Origin of the sequence: Paraburkholderia sejongensis (assembly GCF_020880815.1) — a bacterium.
GTDB classification, from domain to species: domain Bacteria; phylum Pseudomonadota; class Gammaproteobacteria; order Burkholderiales; family Burkholderiaceae; genus Paraburkholderia; species Paraburkholderia sejongensis.
In genome coordinates this window covers 191,620-209,247 of record NZ_JAJITD010000008.1, presented here as the reverse complement: position 1 = coordinate 209,247, position 17,628 = coordinate 191,620, and the positions used below count along the sequence as shown (strand labels likewise).

General features: G+C 64.5%; 14 protein-coding genes. 1 reads left to right on the top strand and 13 read right to left on the bottom strand.

Going from position 1 to position 17,628, the window contains the following annotated elements; all coding sequences use genetic code 11:
- Positions 1-169 precede the first annotated feature (169 nt).
- A complete protein-coding gene (locus LJ656_RS17705; protein WP_230510682.1) occupies positions 170-2,521 on the top strand; it encodes a Tex family protein in 2,352 nt (783 codons plus the stop codon).
- A 116-nt stretch (positions 2,522-2,637) separates the two neighbouring features.
- On the opposite strand, the gene LJ656_RS17700 is transcribed toward LJ656_RS17705, so the two are convergent.
- The 13 genes from LJ656_RS17700 to hisS all read right to left on the bottom strand — a co-directional run bounded on the left by LJ656_RS17700 (position 2,638) and on the right by hisS (position 17,618).
- Positions 2,638-4,524, bottom strand: a complete 1,887-nt coding sequence (locus tag LJ656_RS17700; RefSeq protein WP_230510681.1) for a potassium transporter Kup — start codon at positions 4,522-4,524, stop codon at positions 2,638-2,640.
- Between the two features lie 334 nt (positions 4,525-4,858).
- Complete coding sequence (locus tag LJ656_RS17695; RefSeq protein WP_230510680.1) at positions 4,859-5,446, bottom strand: phosphoribosyltransferase; 588 nt, start codon at positions 5,444-5,446, stop codon at positions 4,859-4,861.
- Between the two features lie 3 nt (positions 5,447-5,449).
- Entirely contained in the window at positions 5,450-6,796 is a 1,347-nt protein-coding gene (locus tag LJ656_RS17690; protein ID WP_230510679.1) for an adenylosuccinate synthase, read from the bottom strand.
- 127 nt (positions 6,797-6,923) lie between these two features.
- The gene (locus LJ656_RS17685) at positions 6,924-8,075 is read right to left on the bottom strand and encodes an ATP phosphoribosyltransferase regulatory subunit (protein ID WP_230510678.1); all 1,152 of its coding nucleotides are present in this window, start codon (positions 8,073-8,075) and stop codon (positions 6,924-6,926) included.
- Between the two features lie 155 nt (positions 8,076-8,230).
- The gene (locus tag LJ656_RS17680; RefSeq protein ID WP_075301275.1) at positions 8,231-8,422 is read right to left on the bottom strand and encodes a DUF2065 domain-containing protein; all 192 of its coding nucleotides are present in this window, start codon (positions 8,420-8,422) and stop codon (positions 8,231-8,233) included.
- A 43-nt stretch (positions 8,423-8,465) separates the two neighbouring features.
- Entirely contained in the window at positions 8,466-9,371 is a 906-nt protein-coding gene (gene hflC / locus LJ656_RS17675; protein ID WP_230510677.1) for a protease modulator HflC, read from the bottom strand.
- A gap of 15 nt (positions 9,372-9,386) precedes the next feature.
- On the bottom strand, positions 9,387-10,817 hold the full coding sequence (gene hflK / locus LJ656_RS17670; protein WP_230510676.1) for an FtsH protease activity modulator HflK: 1,431 nt from the start codon (positions 10,815-10,817) through the stop codon (positions 9,387-9,389).
- A gap of 49 nt (positions 10,818-10,866) precedes the next feature.
- Entirely contained in the window at positions 10,867-12,054 is a 1,188-nt protein-coding gene (gene hflX / locus LJ656_RS17665) for a GTPase HflX (protein ID WP_230510675.1), read from the bottom strand.
- 57 nt (positions 12,055-12,111) lie between these two features.
- Positions 12,112-12,348: an RNA chaperone Hfq gene (hfq, locus tag LJ656_RS17660; RefSeq protein WP_006051315.1), complete on the bottom strand. Its 237-nt coding sequence runs from the start codon at positions 12,346-12,348 to the stop codon at positions 12,112-12,114.
- 189 nt (positions 12,349-12,537) lie between these two features.
- Positions 12,538-13,875: a ribosome biogenesis GTPase Der gene (der, locus tag LJ656_RS17655; RefSeq protein WP_075301283.1), complete on the bottom strand. Its 1,338-nt coding sequence runs from the start codon at positions 13,873-13,875 to the stop codon at positions 12,538-12,540.
- A 482-nt stretch (positions 13,876-14,357) separates the two neighbouring features.
- Positions 14,358-15,503, bottom strand: coding sequence for an outer membrane protein assembly factor BamB (gene bamB / locus LJ656_RS17650; protein WP_230510674.1), 1,146 nt, complete (start codon positions 15,501-15,503; stop codon positions 14,358-14,360).
- Between the two features lie 78 nt (positions 15,504-15,581).
- A complete protein-coding gene (locus LJ656_RS17645) occupies positions 15,582-16,211 on the bottom strand; it encodes a tetratricopeptide repeat protein (RefSeq protein ID WP_230510673.1) in 630 nt (209 codons plus the stop codon).
- Between the two features lie 66 nt (positions 16,212-16,277).
- On the bottom strand, positions 16,278-17,618 hold the full coding sequence (gene hisS, locus LJ656_RS17640) for a histidine--tRNA ligase (RefSeq protein WP_230510672.1): 1,341 nt from the start codon (positions 17,616-17,618) through the stop codon (positions 16,278-16,280).
- Positions 17,619-17,628 lie beyond the last annotated feature (10 nt).

Here is a 17,628-nt window from a genome sequence, read left to right as displayed (position 1 = left end):
AACGTCGTAGAAGGTCAACGGAACATGGCCGAAATTCTAACACCGCGCGGTTGAGCCCTTTGGCATTTATGGCAAAATGCCCCGCTCCTGGTCGCGGCTCACGCCCGGCCTGTCCGACCTGCCGCCCGCGCGCGGCCCATCACTGAGTCCGCAGGAACACCAAGACCTTATGACGGAAACCGTAGCACTCAAGATCGTCCAGCGCATCGCCGCCGAACTGTCCGTCCAGCCGCGCCAGGTCGCGGCCGCGGTGGAACTTCTCGACGAAGGCGCGACCGTTCCGTTCATCGCCCGTTACCGCAAGGAAGTGACCGGCAATCTCGACGACACGCAACTGCGCAATCTCGAGGAACGCCTGCTGTATCTGCGCGAACTCGAAGAGCGCCGCGCGGCGATCATTGCGAGCATCGACGAACAGGGCAAACTCACCGACGAGTTGCGCGGCGCAATCGAAGGCGCCGACAGCAAGCAGGTCCTCGAAGACCTCTATCTGCCGTACAAGCCGAAGCGCCGCACGCGTGCGCAGATCGCCCGCGAAGCCGGTCTGCAGCCGCTCGCCGACGCGCTGCTCGGCAACCCGCTGCTCGATCCGCAGAGCGAAGCCGCAGCGTACGTGGACGCCGACAAAGGCGTCGCCGACGTGAAGGCCGCGCTCGACGGCGCGCGCGACATCCTCTCCGAACAGTTCGGCGAAACCGCCGAGTTGCTCGGCAAGCTGCGCGACTATCTGTTCAACCAGGGCGTGGTGTCGTCGAAGGTCGTGGAAGGCAAGGAAACCGCGGAAGAAGAAAAATTCCGCGATTACTACGACTATGCCGAAACGATCCGCACGGTGCCGTCGCATCGCGCGCTCGCGCTGTTCCGCGGCCGCAATGCCGGCGTGCTGATGATCAAGCTCGGTCTGGGCGAGGAACTCGACGCGCAGGTCCCGCATCCGGGTGAGGCGCTGATCGCGCGTCACTTCGGCATCGCCAATCAGAGCCGCCCGGCCGACAAGTGGCTGTCCGACGTATGCCGCTGGTGCTGGCGCGTGAAGGTGCAGCCGCATCTCGAGAACGAGCTGCTGACCAATCTGCGCGACGAAGCCGAGCACGAGGCGATCCGCGTGTTCGCGCGCAATCTGAAGGACCTGTTGCTGGCCGCACCGGCCGGCCCGAAGGCGGTGATCGGCCTCGACCCGGGTCTGCGCACCGGCGTGAAGGTGGCGGTGGTCGATCGCACCGGCAAGGTGCTCGCGACCGACACGATCTACCCGCACGAGCCGCGCCGCGACTGGGACGGCTCGCTCGCGAAGCTCGCGCGCATCGCCGCGCAAACCCAGGCAGAACTGATCAGTATCGGCAACGGCACCGCGTCGCGCGAAACCGACAAGCTCGCGAGCGAGCTGATCGCGCGGCATCCTGAACTGAAGTTGCAGAAGATCGTCGTGTCCGAAGCGGGCGCGTCGGTGTACTCGGCCTCCGAACTCGCGGCCAAGGAATTCCCCGACATGGACGTGTCGCTGCGCGGCGCGGTGTCGATCGCTCGGCGTCTGCAGGACCCGCTCGCCGAACTCGTGAAGATCGAGCCGAAGGCGATCGGCGTCGGCCAGTATCAGCACGACGTGAACCAGCGCGAACTCGCACGCTCGCTCGACGCGGTGGTCGAGGACTGCGTGAACGCGGTCGGCGTCGATGCGAACACCGCGTCAGTCGCGCTGCTCGCGCGCGTGTCGGGCCTGAACGCGACGCTCGCGCGCAATATCGTCGACTACCGCGATGCGAACGGTCCGTTCCCGTCGCGCGAGCATCTGCGCAAGGTGCCGCGGCTGGGCGACAAGACCTTCGAACAGGCCGCCGGCTTCCTGCGCATCAACAACGGCGAGAACCCGCTCGACCGTTCGTCGGTGCACCCGGAAGCGTATCCGGTCGTCGAGCGCATTCTCGCGAAGATCAGCAAGCAGGCCGGCGAAGTGCTCGGCAATCGCGACGCGTTGCGCGGACTGTCACCGGCTGAGTTCGTCGACGAACGTTTCGGTCTGCCAACGGTGCGCGACATTCTCAGCGAACTCGAAAAACCGGGCCGCGATCCGCGTCCGGAGTTCAAGACCGCGACGTTCCGCGAGGGCGTCGAGAAGGTCAGCGATCTGATTCCGGGGATGGTGCTCGAAGGCGTCGTGACCAACGTCGCGGCGTTCGGCGCGTTCATCGACGTCGGCGTGCATCAGGATGGTCTCGTACACGTGTCCGCGCTGTCGACCAAATTCATCAAGGATCCGCACGAAGTCGTGAAGGCCGGACAGATCGTCAAGGTCAAGGTGCTCGAGGTCGACGTGAAACGCCAGCGTATCGCGCTGACGATGCGGATGGACGACGAACCGGGCGCGGCGGCCGCACGCAGCGGCGGCGGTGCGCAGCAGGAGCGTGGCGGCGGCGGCAACTTCAACCGTGGCGGCGGCGGACGCGGTGCGCCGCAGCGCTCGCGCGACGCCGAACCGGCCGGCGCGATGGCGGCCGCGTTTGCGAAGCTCAAACAGAAATAAGCCCTCAGCGGGCGCGGGCGTATCCCGACCCGCGCCGCGCGCGACAAACAAAAAGCCCACGCATTGCGTGGGCTTTTTGTTCGCACTCCGTATATCAGAAGCGGCAGGCGCCGCGCTCAGATCTCGATCTTGGTTCCGAGTTCGACCACACGGTTAGCCGGAATACTGAAAAAGTCCGTCGGCTTCGCGGCGTTCTGATGCATCCACGCGAACACCCGCTCGCGCCACACGGACATACCCGGCAATTGCGTCGGCACCACCGTTTCGCGCGCGAGGAAGAATGACGTGTCCATCATCTCGAAGGTCATGTCGTGCGTGCGGCCCACGTCGAGCAGCACCGCCTTCACGTCCGGCGTTTCGTTGAAGCCATAGGCCGCCTTCACCAGATACAGTCCGCCGTCCATATCCTTGACCGTCACGCGATCCGCGTCGTTCACGTATGGGATATCGCGCGTGATGAAGGTCAGGAAGATCGTGCGCTCATGCAGCACCTTGTTGTGCTTCAGATTGTGCAGGAGACCTACCGGTACGAGCGTAGCGCTGCCGGTCAGGTAGATCGCGGTACCTGACACGCGATGCGGCGGATGCGCGAGCAGCCCTTGCAGGAACGGCATCAGCGGAATGCCGTCGGCGGCCGTACGCTCCTTGACGAGCATCCTGCCCTTGAACCACGTCATCAGCAGGAAGAACAGCAGCGCGCCGATACACAGCGGCAGCCAGCCGCCCTCTTCGACCTTCAGCAGGTTCGCGCCGAAAAAGCCCAGGTCGACCACCAGGAACACGCCGATGATCAGCCCCACCAGAATCTTGTTCCACTTCCATACTTTGACCATCACCACGCAGGCGAGGATCGTGGTGGTCACCATCGTCGCGGTCACTGCGATACCGTATGCGGCGGCAAGATTATCCGAACTCTTGAACGCGATCACGATGCACAGGATGATGAACAGCAGCATCCAGTTGACGACCGGCACATAGATCTGCCCGATCGCGAGTTCGGACGTGTGCAGGATCTTCATCCGCGGCACGTAGCCGAGCTGGATCGCCTGACTGGTCAGCGAGTACGCGCCCGAGATCACCGCCTGCGAGGCGATCACGGTCGCCACCGTCGACAGCACGACGAGCGGCAGCAGCGCCCAGTCCGGCGCGAGCAGGAAGAACGGGTTTTCGATCGCCTTCGAGTCGTGCATCAGCAGCGCGCCCTGGCCGAAGTAGTTCAGCACCAGCGACGGCATCACGAGGAAGTACCACGCCATCCGGATCGGCTTCGCGCCGAAGTGCCCCATGTCCGCGTACAGCGCTTCGGCGCCGGTCAGCACCAGCACGACCGAACCGAGCACCACGTAGGCCTGCAACACGTGCGCGGCCATGAACGAGTACGCGTAGTACGGATTGAGCGCGCGGATCACGCTCGGCGATTGCACGATGTGCCACAAACCGAGCACGGCGAGCACGACAAACCACAGCACCATGATCGGGCCGAACAGCCGGCCGACCGTCGCGGTCCCGTGACGTTGAATCCAGAACAGCGCGATCAGGATCACGATGGTCAGCGGCAGCACCAGATGCGATAGATGCGGCGCGGCGATTTCGAGACCTTCGACCGCCGAGATCACCGATATCGCCGGCGTGATCACCGCATCGCCATAGAACATGCAGGCGCCGAAGATGCCGAGCATCATCAGCAGGCCGGCGACTCGCGACTTCTGGTCGATCGAGCGCAGCGCCAAAGCCATCAGCGCGAGCACACCACCCTCGCCGTTATTGTCGGCACGCATCACGAACAGCACGTATTTGACTCCGACCACGATCATGATCGCCCAGAACAGCAGCGAGATCACGCCGAGAATCGATTGATCGGTCAGGGGGATGCCGTGCGACGGGCTGAACGCCTCTTTGAGCGAATACAACGGGCTCGTGCCGATGTCGCCGAACACCACTCCGATCGCGGCAATCGCAAGGGAAGGCAGCGGCTGCTTATGTGCGTGATTGTTATCTGTCATAGACGCGAGGAAATCCGTTCCCGGGGCGGAAAAAACGACCGCTATTCTAAACTGCCCTTCCGGTGCCGCCCGGCTTGTTGTGGATACGCCACGTGGACGTCCCGCGCAGTGTAGCACTGCGATATGAGTGCGTCTGCCGCATCCGTGGCCGTCTCACTCAGGTGTGAAGCGCCCGCTTACGCGGCCCGCGGGCAAAAAAAACGGAGCCTGGAAGGGCTCCGTTTTGCGGATTTCGTCGCACTGAGAATTTTTGCGGCAAGCACAGTCTCGCAGCAATTGGCGACGCGGATTTCATTGCAACAATCAAAGCTCCCGCGACGCACTCACCCGAGTGTTACTCGCCGGCCGATTCCTCGGCCTGCGCGATTCCGCGCTTGATCCACGCACCGAGGTTATGCGGACGCACGGTGTCCCACTCCTCGAACGGCTGATGAATCCACGGATTGGTCGGCAGATACTGCACATGATAATCGGGCTTCACCTTCGAGCAACCCTTGTACCAGAGCACCGCCGAGCGCACCGAGGTGATCGCCGGATAGCGTTCCTTCAGATGCTGTTGCACGCGCGCGAGCGTGACGCCCGAATCGACGAGATCGTCGACGAGCAGCACGTTGCCGTGCAGTTCGCCGCGCGTCATCGTGATGTATTGCGCGATGTCGAGTTCGCCCTGCTCCGTGCCGGCCGCTTCGCGATACGAGCTGGTGGCGAGAATCGCCAGCGGCAGATCGTAAATACGCGACAGCTGATCGCCGACGCGCAGGCCGCCGCGCGCGAGACACAGGATCTGATCGAATTTCCAGCCCGATTCGTGCACGGCAAGTGCGAGCACCTCGATCAGCCGGTGATATTCGTCCCAGCCGACCCACAGGTTCTTGTCGTCGTTACGCGGATCTTTCATCGCGATCATCGGTACACCTTGCATTGCTTAAACCTTGAACGGATGACGGCGCAGAATCGTTTCGTCGCGATCCGGGCCGGTGGACACCATGTCGATCGGGATACCCGCGACTTCTTCCACGCGCGACAGGTACGCACGTGCGCTGGCGGGCAGCTTGTCCCAGTCGCTGATGCCGACCGTGCTTTCCTTCCAGCCCGCGAACGTTTCGTAGACCGGCTCGCAGCGCGCGACTTCCGACGCGCCGCGCGGCAGCAGATCGAGCGGCTGGCCGTCCACGGTGTAGCCGACGCACAGCTTCACTTCGTCCAGGCCGTCGAGCACGTCGAGCTTGGTCATGCACAGGCCCGATACGCCGTTGATCTGGATCGAGCGGCGCAGCGCGGCGACGTCGAGCCAGCCGGTGCGGCGCGGACGGCCGGTGACCGAACCGAATTCCTTGCCGACGGTGGCCAGTTCGAGACCGATCGGGTCCTGACGCGATGCGTTGTCGGCGTCGTACAGCTCGCTCGGAAACGGCCCCGAACCGACGCGCGTGCAATACGCCTTGGTGATGCCGAGGATGTAGTTGAGCTTCTGCGGACCGACGCCGGCGCCCGCCGTGGCGGCACCCGCTACGCAGTTGCTCGACGTCACGTACGGATAGGTACCGTGATCGATATCGAGCAGCGTGCCCTGCGCGCCTTCGAACAGCAGGTTGCCGCCGTTCGCGTTCGCGTCATACAGACGGCGCGACACGTCGGTGACCATCGGCTTCAGACGGTCGGCATAGCTGAGCATCGTGTCGAGCGTTTGCTGGAAGTCGACCGCGGCGACGCCGAGGTATTGCGTCAGCACGAAGTTGTGATAGTCGAGGTTTTCGCGCAGACGGGCGGCAAATTCGGTCGCATCGAACAGGTCCTGCACGCGCAGGCCGCGACGTGCAACCTTGTCTTCGTATGCCGGGCCGATACCGCGGCCGGTGGTGCCGATCTTGCTCGCGCCGCGGCGCGCTTCGCGGCCCTGGTCGATCGCGATGTGATACGGCAGGATCAGCGTGGTGGCTTCGGAAATGAACAGGCGTTTCTGAACGTCGATACCGGCCGATTCGAGTTCGCCGATTTCCTTGAACAGCGCTTCCGGCGACAACACGACGCCATTGCCGATGTAGCACGCGACGCCGGGGCGCATGATGCCCGACGGAATCAGACGCAAGATGGTTTTCTTGCCGCCGATGATGAGCGTGTGACCGGCATTGTGACCGCCCTGGAAGCGAACGACGCCCTGAGCGTGGTCCGTCAGCCAGTCGACGATCTTGCCCTTGCCCTCATCACCCCACTGGGTACCCACGACGACGACGTTGCGCCCGGGGTTCACATTCACTGCGCTGGCAGACATGTTGTTTCGTAAGCTGGTTAAAAACGTATTTTACCTAGGTTCGCGGAAGCTTCCGGATTTTTTCCGTTTCCGCTCAACGGCATGCACGTTATGTTGAGTATTGCGAAGTGTATGAACGATGCGCGGCTCACGCGCGCGGTTCGACCACCCATGCACCGTTGCGCTCGACCAGCACGCGGTCGGCCGCGAACTCATCGAGATCGTGTTTGTGGCCAGGCAGCGCCTGAATCACCACTTCACCCGCGTCGCGCAATGCCGCAACCGCCGCGCGCAGCGTCTCGTCGTGCCGCCACGGCGCGAGAATCGCGCTGCTGCGCGCCTCGATCGGCGAGATCCGCGCGACTTCGCGCAGATCGAGCGAGAAGCCGGTAGCCGCGCGCGCGCGGCCGTAGGCCTGGCCGACGTGGTCGTAACGGCCGCCGCGCGCGACCGCGTTCGGCACGCCGTCCACATACGCGGAGAACATCACGCCGCTGTGGTACGCGTAGCCGCGCAGATCGGCGAGATCGATCATCACCTCGGCGCCGTCGACCTGGGTCGCGAGGAACGCGAGATCGTCGAGCGCGCGCGCGATCGCGGGCGAGTTCGGCAGCCGCGCGCGGGCTTCCTCAAGCACCGACGCGTCGCCGTACAGCGTGGGCAGCGCGCGCAGCGCGTCGCGGATCACCGGCGAGAACTGCGCGGTCATCTCGACGAGGCGCGGCACGTCCTTGCCGGCGAGCGCGTCGTACAGGGCCTGGCCGAGCTGCGCGGCGGCCGGCTCCGCTTCGATCAGCGCCGCGAGCACGCCCGCGTGGCACAGGTCGAGGCGCACCTTGCCGAGGCCGGCCAGACGCAGCGCGTCGAGCATCAGTTGCTGGATTTCGAGGTCCGCTTCGAGGCCCGCGTGGCCGTAGATTTCAGCGCCGATCTGAATCTGCTCGCGGGTTGCGTGCAGACCGCGCGGTCGCGTATGCGCGACATTGCCCGCGTAGCACAGGCGCGTGACGCCCTGACGGTTCAGCAGATGCGCGTCGATCCGTGCGACCTGCGGCGTGATGTCGGCGCGCAGACCGAGCGTGCGGCCCGACAGCTGATCGACGAGCTTGAAGGTGCGCAGATTCAGATCCTGGCCGCCGCCCGTCAGCAGCGACTCGAGGTATTCGAGCAGCGGCGGCATTACCATCTCGTAGCCGTACGAGCGGAAACGGTCCAGCAAATGGCGCCGCAATTCTTCGATCTTGCGGGCCTCCGACGGCAGCACGTCGGCAATATTCTCGGGAAGCAACCAGGTCGACATCGATACAGTCCTACGGCGTTGAACACGGCGTCTTGAAGCGCCGATAAATGAGTGTGAATGGCGGGCAGCGGCTTGATTCTGGCGGCTCGCCACCGGGGGCGCGCCGCGAGTTTGCCGGGAGCGGCGCGTGCCGCAGCCGGATGCGCGCCGTTTTGTCAGGTCACGATGAACAGCAACACCAGCCCCAGCAGCATCACGATCAGTCCACCGACGCGAATATGGTGCGGCGGCCGCTCCGCTATTTTACGGAACGTATCGCGCCAGGCGCTCGGAAACACGAAGGGGAACATCCCCTCGATGATCAGCATCAGGGCGATCGCGAGCAACAACGAGCCAGCTATGTCCATGCGAGTGAAGCGGCCGCGATGCGGATGCCGCGGCCGTCGGTAATCAGCGTTTGCGCGGGGTCGTCGCGGGGGCGTCCGGGGCGACGCCGCCGGTCGGGCTACGCATGAAGCGGAAGAACTCGCTGTTCGAGTCGACCACGATCAGATCGCCCGGCTTGAAGGTCTTCCGGTACGCCTGCATGCTCAAGTAAAACTGATAGAACTGCGGGTCCTTGCCGAACGCTTCGGCGGCGATTTCCGCGGCCTTCGCATCGCCTTCGCCGCGAATGCCCTGCGCCTGGGCGAGGCCTTCGGCCAGCACCGCCTGCTGCTTCGCGAGTGCGTCCGCGCGAATCTGGTCCGCTTCGGCGGTGCCTTTCGCGCGCTCGTCGACGGCGACCTGCTCGCGCGCGGCGATCATTCGCTTGAACACGGTGTCGGCCTGCGCGGCCGGGAAATCGATGCGGGTCAACCGCACGTCGACCACCGACACGCCCAGCGAGGCCGCGCCCTTGTCCAGCGCGCCGCGGGCCTGTTCGGCCACGGCCTGCTGTTTAGCCAGCGCGTCGGCCAGCGTGAACTGGCCGAACGCGTCGCCCAGCGCGCCGCGCGACAGCAGCGCGAGACGCTCCGGCAGGCTCTGCACGTCGCCCTTCGTTTCGGCGAGCAGCTTGAGCGGATCGGTGATGCGGAACTTGATGACCGGATTGACCAGCAACTCGGTTTTGTCGGAAGTCACGTAATGGTCTTCGTCCGGCGCGTCGAGCGACTGGATGCGGTTGTCGACCAGCGTGACCGTTTGCAGCGGCGGCGGCAACTTGACGTGCAGGCCGGGGCCGAGCAGCGTCGGCGCCGCATCGCCGCGCGGGGACAGCACGGCCATATGGCGTTGATCGACGACGAACACCATCGATGATGCCGCGAACAGCACGATGACGATGGCGACGACGAGCGCGATGATTCTGTTCATATTTCCGTGCGCTCCTTATTGGACGTCGTCTTCGCGCATGCGATTGCGGAATGCTTCGCGCGAACGCAGCGATGCGGCGCTCGGCCGGCTCGCTGCGGCAGGCGCGGAAGCTGCGGGAGCGGACGCGGCATCGGCTGAAGCGCCGGCTGCGGCGCCAGTGGCAGCGCCAGTAGCGGCGCCGCTGTCGGCCGCCGCGGCACCGGCCTGTGCCGGCGCCGGCACGGCTGCGCTGGCGGCCTGCGGCGCGCTCGCACCGGCAGCGGCGGCCGCCGCGGCCTGGCGCTCACGATTGATCTCGACCAGCCGGTCGAGCGGCAGATACAGCACGTTGTTGCCGTTCTTCGCATCGACGAACACTTTGGTCGCGTTCGAGTAGATCTGCTGCATGGTTTCCATGTACAGGCGGAAGCGCACCACCGCGGGCGCCTTCGCGTATTGCGCGTAGACCTGCTTGAAGCGCTCGGCCTCGGCCTGCGCCTGGGCGACCGTGTTCGCGCTATAGGTTTTCGCTTCCTCGACCTGCCGCGCGACGTCGGCCTGCGCGCGCGGCAACAGATCGGCCACGTACGCCTGCGCGTCGCGCTTCGCGCGCTCGTTTTCGTCGTGGACCCTGGCGGCCGCGTCGAACGCCGGCTGCACCTGCTCGGGCACTCGTACGCTCTGGATCGTCACGCCGGTCACCGCGAGACCGGACTCGTACTGGTCGAGCGATTGCTGGATCGCCGTCATCAGTTGCTGGCGCAATGCTTCGTGATCCTGATCGAGAATCTCGCTGGTGCTGTGCGCGCCGACAATTGCGCGCACCTCCGCCTGCGCGGCGCTGGTCACGCTCTGCTCGGCATCGACGCCGCGAAACAGATAGTCGGTGGGTTTGCGGATCTGGTATTGCACCGCGAAGCGCACGTCGACGATATCGCCGTCGTGCGTGAGCATCGACGCGTCCTTCACGTTCGCGAGACGCACCACGTTGCTGCGGCCGATCTCGACCTGGCGGATCTGGGCGACGTTGACAAACTCGTGGGATTCGAACGGATACGGCAAGCGCCAATGCACACCCTGATTCGCGGTGTAGCGATACTTGCCGAATTGCATGACGACGGCCTGCTGGCCGTCCTGCACGACGAACACCCCGCTGCCGAGATAAATCGCGATCAGCACGCCGATCACGATACCGACGCCGATACGGGCGCCGCGCCCGTTATCCGGACGGCCGCCGCCGACCCCACCGCCGCCGCCCTTGCGACCGAACATCCGGCTCAAACGACGGTTGAAGTCGCGCCACATTTCGTCGAGGTCGGGAGGGCCTTCGCCGTCGCGCCCCGGACGCTTCGGATCGTTCGGCCGTTGCCGGTCGCCATTGCCGTCGCCCCGGCCCCAGCGCGGATCGTTCAGTGAAAGCAAGGCGCGCATACGCAGCCAGGTACTCCGCTCGTTGTAATCGTTCACCTGTGTTCGTTCACCAGAGTAGACAGCGGGTCAGTGCAATTGGAACGGGTCAGTGCCCGAGTTCTGGAACCTTGTGGTTTTCGTTCGGTTCCGCCGTGCGGTCGTCTTTCGACGCGTCGAGCGGCATATCGGCAAGCGGTTCGGCAGTAGCGATTTCAGCGATGGCAGCGCGCAGCGTATCAAGCCCCTGCCCCGTGCGCGCGCTCAAAAAGACGCGCGAAATATTACCATACTCATCCCGCTCGACCGCGTCGCCACGGGCCGCCAACTCAGGCACCGCGTCGATCTTGTTGAACACCAGCACCTGCCGGATGGTGTCCGCGCCGATCGCGTGCAGCACCTCGTTGACCTGATCGATCTGGTCGAGCCGCACCGCGCTCGACGCATCGACGACATGCAGCAGCAGGTCAGCGTGAATGGTTTCCTCGAGCGTCGCGCGAAACGCGGCGACCAGTTGGTGCGGCAACTCGCGGATGAAGCCGACCGTGTCGGACACCACCACCTGCCCCGCCTCGTCGCCGAGATAGACGCGCCGCGAAGTCGTGTCGAGGGTCGCGAACAGTTGATCGGCCGCATACGCCTGGGCCTTGGTCAGCGCATTGAACAGCGTCGATTTACCGGCGTTCGTATAACCGACCAGCGACACCGACATGGTCTGATTGCGACTGCGCGCGCGACGCTGCGTGCCATGCTGACGGCGCAGCTTGTCGAGCCGGATCTTGAGCGCCTTGATGCGCTCGCCGATCAGCCGACGGTCGGTTTCGAGCTGGGTTTCACCCGGACCGCGCAGACCGATACCGCCCTTCTGCCGTTCGAGGTGGGTCCATGCGCGAATCAGCCGGGTCGACAGGTACTGCAGCTGCGCGAGCTCGACCTGCAGCTTGCCTTCGTGGCTGCGGGCGCGTTGCGCAAAAATGTCGAGGATCAGGCTGGTGCGATCGACCACGCGCCGGTTAAGCGCCCGCTCCAGATTGCGCTGCTGCGCAGGTGCCAGAGCATGGTTGAAGATCACGAGTTCGATGTCGTTCGCCTCGCACGCAACGCGCAATTCTTCGGCCTTGCCGCTGCCGACGAACATCTTCGCGTCGGGGCTGGATCGGCGCCCGGTGAGGGTGACTACGGGATTCGCGCCCGCGCTTTGCGCGAGCAGGCTGAGTTCTTCGAGACTGGCTTCGAAATCGATCTTGCCGAAGTCGATGCCGACGAGCGCTGCATTGATCAAATTGGAGGGTATCAAAATGACGCGGCCGGGAATGATCGCCAACGGGCGACGCTGGGCCGGCCGCGACGAGGGTTAGGACTGTTCGGAATCCGGGTGGAAATTCACCGGGCGGGCCGGCACGACCGTCGAAATGGCGTGCTTGTAGACCATCTGGGTGACCGTATTCCGGAGCAACACGACGTACTGGTCGAACGATTCGATGTTCCCTTGAAGCTTGATGCCGTTGACCAGGTAGATCGACACCGGCACATGCTCTTTACGCAGTGCGTTCAAAAACGGGTCTTGTAACAATTGCCCTTTGTTGCTCATAGCAAACTCCGTATTTTTTTGCAGGTTGACTAAATTGGCGGGGAAGAAAAAGAGATCCACCGCCAACCGCTACACTATAGCTGATTTTCATTTCGGCGCGCGGGCCCTGGCCAGGCGGCCAAAGCCAACGCACACGCGGGTTTCAGCCTGACTTCGAGGCCCGGTTCGAAGCGCTTTCCCGGCCCCGCGTCAGCCCTTGTCCGCGTAAGGGTTCGTCGACGATCTGAACTCTATTCGCAATGGAGTGCCCGTCAGCTTGAAAGTTTCCCGGAAGCGATTCTCGAGGTAGCGCTTATACGTGTCGGTGATCGCATCGAGCGCATTGCCGTGAATCACGATGATCGGCGGATTCTGACCGCCCTGGTGCGCGTAACGCAGCTTCGGCCGCACCGGACCGCGACGGCGCGGCTGCTGGAACTCGACGGCCTCGATCAACGCGCGCGTGAGCTTCGGCGTCGGCAGCTTCGACATCGCGGCCGTGTAGGCGTCGTCGACCGAACGCATCAGCGGGCCGATTCCGGTTTTTTCCGCTGCGGAAATGAAGTGGAATTTGGCGAAGTCCAGAAATTTTAGTTTGCGCTCGAGGTCGGCTTTGGTGCGCTCGCGCACATGCGGATCGAGACCGTCCCACTTGTTTACACCGACCACCAGCGCGCGCCCCTGTTCGACCACGAAGCCGGCGATGTGCGCATCCTGCTCCGAAATGTCCTGACGCGCGTCGAGCAGCAGGATCACGACGTTCGCGTCGGAGATCGACTGCAGCGTCTTCACCACCGAGAACTTCTCGATCGCCTCGAACACCTTGCCGCGGCGGCGCAGGCCGGCCGTGTCGATCAGCGTGTAGGGCTTGCCCTGGCGTTCGAAATCGACATAGATCGAGTCGCGCGTAGTGCCCGGCATGTCGAATGCGATCACCCGCTCTTCGCCGACCAGCGCGTTGATCAGCGTCGACTTGCCGACGTTCGGCCGGCCGACGATCGCGATCTTCACGCCGCGCGTTTCCTTGTCTTCGTCGCTTTCTTCCGGCTGGCCGGCGTACGCGACTTCGAGCGCCTCGTTGATCATCTCGGTCACGCCGTCGCCGTGCGCGGCCGAAATCGCCCGCGGGTCGCCGAGGCCGAGCTCGTAAAAGTCGGCGGCGACCGTCGTGTAGCGCATCCCTTCGGCCTTGTTGACGACGAGGAAGATCGGCCGGCCGACCTTGCGCAGATAGTCGGCGATCGACTTGTCCTGCGGTGCGAGCCCGTTGCGGCCGTCGACGATGAACACGACGATGTCCGACTCCTCGACCGCCTGGCGGGTCTGCCGCGCCATCTCGTGCAGGATGCCGTCTTTCGCGACCGGCTCGAAGCCGCCGGTGTCGACGACCAGATACGGCCGCTCGCCGGTGCGCCCCTCGCCGTAATGGCGATCGCGGGTGAGACCGGGCAGGTCGGCAACCAGCGCGTCACGCGAGCGCGTGAGGCGGTTGAACAGCGTGGATTTCCCCACATTGGGGCGCCCGACGAGGGCAATAACGGGTTTCATCTGATCTTGTTCACAGTGAACGCGGGAGCGAGAAATTGCGCACCCGCGTAGCGACGCCGAATGGCCGCCAGCTGGCGGTGTTCCGACGAAATTATCACGAATTCAGCCAGCTCCGGATACGCGCTTACGACGCGCATCCGGGCGGACGGGAATGGGCTGTACAGCCGGCACCTGCGGCCGCCTGCTGCAGGTCCGACGGCCCGGCGGTTCACAGCTCCGCTCGAGCACGCCTGTTCGCGGCATCGGCGGAAAAGTTCGCGGGGTGCCGCGCGTGCGGTCGGCGCGACGCTCGAACCGACTTGCCGGACCAGCCCGTCCGGCGGTTTTTTCTGGTGGGCCTTGCCACCGCGACGACGGACAGACAGGCACGCGTCGCTTCGCCTGCTTACCGTTGGCCGGCGTCAAGGCCGACGCCAACCTCAATTAAAAAGCGCGCGGCCGGCAAAGCCGGCCTGCGCGCCAGACAACCGTATGCCGCGTGATCAGCGCGGACGCAAACCGTACAGCCCGCCGTTGCGCGTTTGCACGACCAGCGTGTCGCCGGCCAGCACCGGCGCCGCGACGATCGCGCTGCCGTCGGTTTTCACCCGCGCGACCAGCGTGCCGTCGACGGCCGACAGGAAATGCACGTAGCCCTGATAGTCGCCGAACACGGCCGCGCGGCCGAGCAGCATCGGCACGCTCAGGTCGCGGTTCTTCAGCGCTTCGTTCTTCCACAGCACCGAGCCGTTATTCGCGTCGAACGAGGACACGACCGACCAGTCGTCGGCGGCAACCACGCTGCGTTCATCCTGCGCGAGACCGCTCGCGCTCGAGAACGGCTTGCCCCACAGCGCGCGACCGGAGTTCGCGTCGAAGCAGCCGATCTGGCCTTGGAAGGTGACCGCGCAGGTTTGCGAACCGACCAGCGTGGGCGGGCCCGTCACGTCGTTGATACGCTCGACTTCGGTCACGCCCTTCGGATACGACACGGGCGTCTGCCAGTAGGCGTCGCCGGTCTGCAGGTTGATCGCGGCGAACGAGCCGCCCGGGAAACCGGCCAGCACCGCGGCATCGCCGGCGAAGGTCATTCCCGACGACACGCGCAGGTTCAGCGGCACCGCGCGGTTGCGGTAGTTCCACTTCTGCTCGCCCGTCTGCGCGTTGAACGCGACGATCTGACCGTCGATCGTGCGCACCACCACGAGACCGTTGCCGACCAGCGGCGGCGAGATGATCTCGCCCGGCGCCTTGGCGGTCCACAGCTGTTTGCCGTCCGCGCCGAGCACGTAGACGTCGCCCTTCAGGCCGCCGACCGCGGTCAGCGTGCCGTCGCTGCCGACCCCGGCCGACAGATCGTCATGCAGCTTGACGCGCCACACGTCCTTGCCGGTTTGCGCGTCGATCCTGGCGACCGTGCCGTTCGCGGCCGCCGCGAACACGGCATTGCCGACCGCCACCGGGGAGAACAGATAGCGGCCCGCCTTGCCGACGCTCGCGGACCACGACTGCTGCACGTCGAGCACGGGTTTGAACTCGGTGAGCGGCGTCGGCACACGGCGCTCGTCTTTCGTGGATGAGCAAGCCGCCAGCGTCAGGACGGTCATCGCACAGATAACGGGCACGGCGTAACGTTTCAGCAGATTCATCGGTGGACGAAGCATTCAGGAAATGGATTAAAGGAGGTCGTCTTGCGGTGGTGGCGCGCGGCTCGCCGCGCGCCACACTCAACCGCCGAGCGCGTCCAGCTTGAACTGGATCAGCTGACGCGCGGAGCTGTCGCTCTTCGACAGCGAATCGAGCGCGACTTTATAGGCCGCGCGCGCGTCGTCGCTCTTGCCTTGTGCGGCGAGCAGGTCGCCGCGGCGATCCGCGACAAGGCCCTTGAAGGCTTGCGCCTGCGGCTCGGCCAGCAGCGCGAGACCCTGATCGTAGGCTTTTTCGTCGAGCAGTAGCGACGCCATGCGCAGTTTCGCGATCTGCTTGAACTCGTCGTCCTTCGCGTGATCGATTGCCCACTGCAGTTGCGCCTTCGCGCCGGCTTCGTCGCCGGCGGCGTACAGCGCCTTGGCGGCGCCGAGCGCGGTCATCTGTGCATACGCGGTGCGGCCGAACTTGTCTTCCATGTCGGCGGCGACGCGCGCGACCTGCGCTTTGTCGCCCGCGGCCACCGCCTGCTGCACCTGGTCATACAGCACCGCGGCTTCCGCCGCCTGACGCCGCTGCCAGAAATTCCAGCCGTTATAAGCCGCGCCTGCCAGCAATACCACCAGCAAGATCCACGTGGTCGCATTGCCCCACTGCTTCCACCATGCCTTCACACTTTCAATCGATTCTTGTTCGTCGTGGTAACTCATCGCCCGGCGATTTCCTCTTTCTTGATACTGACGTGTGTCGAGCCAGCCGGCCCGACGACAGCGCGCTCAGTCGTCGCCGTCTTCGGCGGTTGCAACCATCGCATTGATTAGAAATTCGGTCAAGTCTTCGGCCGGCACGTTCTGTTGCTCGCTCTTACCGCCGCCAGCTTGCGTATCGCGCAGCGGTTTGACGCCGACCGTGCCGTTCGCGATCTCGTCTTCGCCTAGCACTACCGCGAACGCGGCGCCGCTCGCGTCGGCGCGTTTCATCTGCGACTTGAAGCTGGCGCTCTGACCGTCCGCGCTGCAATGCAGGATCACGTCGAGACCCGTATCGCGCAGACGCTCAGCAATGATGAAGGCCTGCTCGCGCGCGGCGTCGCCCTGGTGGACTACGTACACGTCACAGCCTTCCGCTTCCGGCACCAGTTGCTCTTCTTTCAGCAACTCGAGAATCCGCTCGACGCCCATCGCCCAGCCGCACGCGGCGGTCGGCTTGCCACCGAGCTGTTCGATCAGCGGATCGTAACGGCCGCCGGCCGCCACCGTACCCTGCGCGCCGAGTTTGTCGGTCACCCATTCGAACACGGTCAGATTGTAGTAATCGAGACCGCGCACGAGGCGCGGGTTGATCGTGAACGGGATGTTGTTCGCCTTCAGAATGCGCTGCAGACCTTCGAAGTGCGCAAGCGATTGCGCACCGAGAAAATCGATCAGCTTCGGCGCGTTCTGCGCGACTTCCTGCAGCGCCGGGTTCTTCGTATCGAGCACGCGCAGCGGGTTCGTATAGAGACGGCGCTTCGCGTCTTCGTCGAGCACGTCCATGTGCTTTTCGAGGTACGCAATCAGTTCGACGCGATGCGCGGCGCGCTCTTCAGCGAGGCCCAGCGAGTTGATTTCGAGCTTGATGCCGGTCAGCCCGAGGTCGTCCCACAGCCGCTGGCACATCATGATGATTTCCGCGTCCGTGTCCGGACCGGCGAAGCCGAGCGCCTCGACGCCGACCTGATGGAACTGGCGATAGCGGCCACGCTGCGGACGCTCGTGACGGAACATGGGGCCGATGTACCACAGACGCTTCGGGCCGTCGTACAGCATGTTGTGCTCGATCGCCGCGCGCACGACCGCCGCGGTGTTTTCCGGGCGCATCGTCAGGTTCTCGCCGTTCAGCGCGTCGGTGAAGCTGTACATCTCTTTTTCGACGATGTCGGTCACTTCACCGATACCGCGCGTGAACAGCTGCGTATGCTCGACGATCGGCGTGCGGATGTTCTGGTATCCGTACGAACGCAGCATCGACTTGACGGTGGTTTCGAAAAATTCCCAGAGCCCGGCTTCCTGCGGAAGGATGTCGTTCATGCCCTTCACGCCGGACAGCTTCTCGAGCTTTTTCTTCTGTTCAGTCATCTGTGTTTCG

Coding starts and splice junctions, on each gene's coding strand:
- LJ656_RS17705 (WP_230510682.1), top strand. CDS start 170: ATGACGGAAACCGTAGCACTCAAGATCGTCCAGCGCATCGCCGCCGAA.
- bamB (WP_230510674.1), bottom strand. CDS start 15,503: ATGAATCTGCTGAAACGTTACGCCGTGCCCGTTATCTGTGCGATGACC.
- hisS (WP_230510672.1), bottom strand. CDS start 17,618: ATGACTGAACAGAAGAAAAAGCTCGAGAAGCTGTCCGGCGTGAAGGGC.
- LJ656_RS17685 (WP_230510678.1), bottom strand. CDS start 8,075: ATGTCGACCTGGTTGCTTCCCGAGAATATTGCCGACGTGCTGCCGTCG.
- LJ656_RS17680 (WP_075301275.1), bottom strand. CDS start 8,422: ATGGACATAGCTGGCTCGTTGTTGCTCGCGATCGCCCTGATGCTGATC.
- der (WP_075301283.1), bottom strand. CDS start 13,875: ATGAAACCCGTTATTGCCCTCGTCGGGCGCCCCAATGTGGGGAAATCC.
- LJ656_RS17695 (WP_230510680.1), bottom strand. CDS start 5,446: ATGCAAGGTGTACCGATGATCGCGATGAAAGATCCGCGTAACGACGAC.
- LJ656_RS17700 (WP_230510681.1), bottom strand. CDS start 4,524: ATGACAGATAACAATCACGCACATAAGCAGCCGCTGCCTTCCCTTGCG.
- hflC (WP_230510677.1), bottom strand. CDS start 9,371: ATGAACAGAATCATCGCGCTCGTCGTCGCCATCGTCATCGTGCTGTTC.
- LJ656_RS17645 (WP_230510673.1), bottom strand. CDS start 16,211: ATGAGTTACCACGACGAACAAGAATCGATTGAAAGTGTGAAGGCATGG.
- LJ656_RS17690 (WP_230510679.1), bottom strand. CDS start 6,796: ATGTCTGCCAGCGCAGTGAATGTGAACCCCGGGCGCAACGTCGTCGTC.
- hfq (WP_006051315.1), bottom strand. CDS start 12,348: ATGAGCAACAAAGGGCAATTGTTACAAGACCCGTTTTTGAACGCACTG.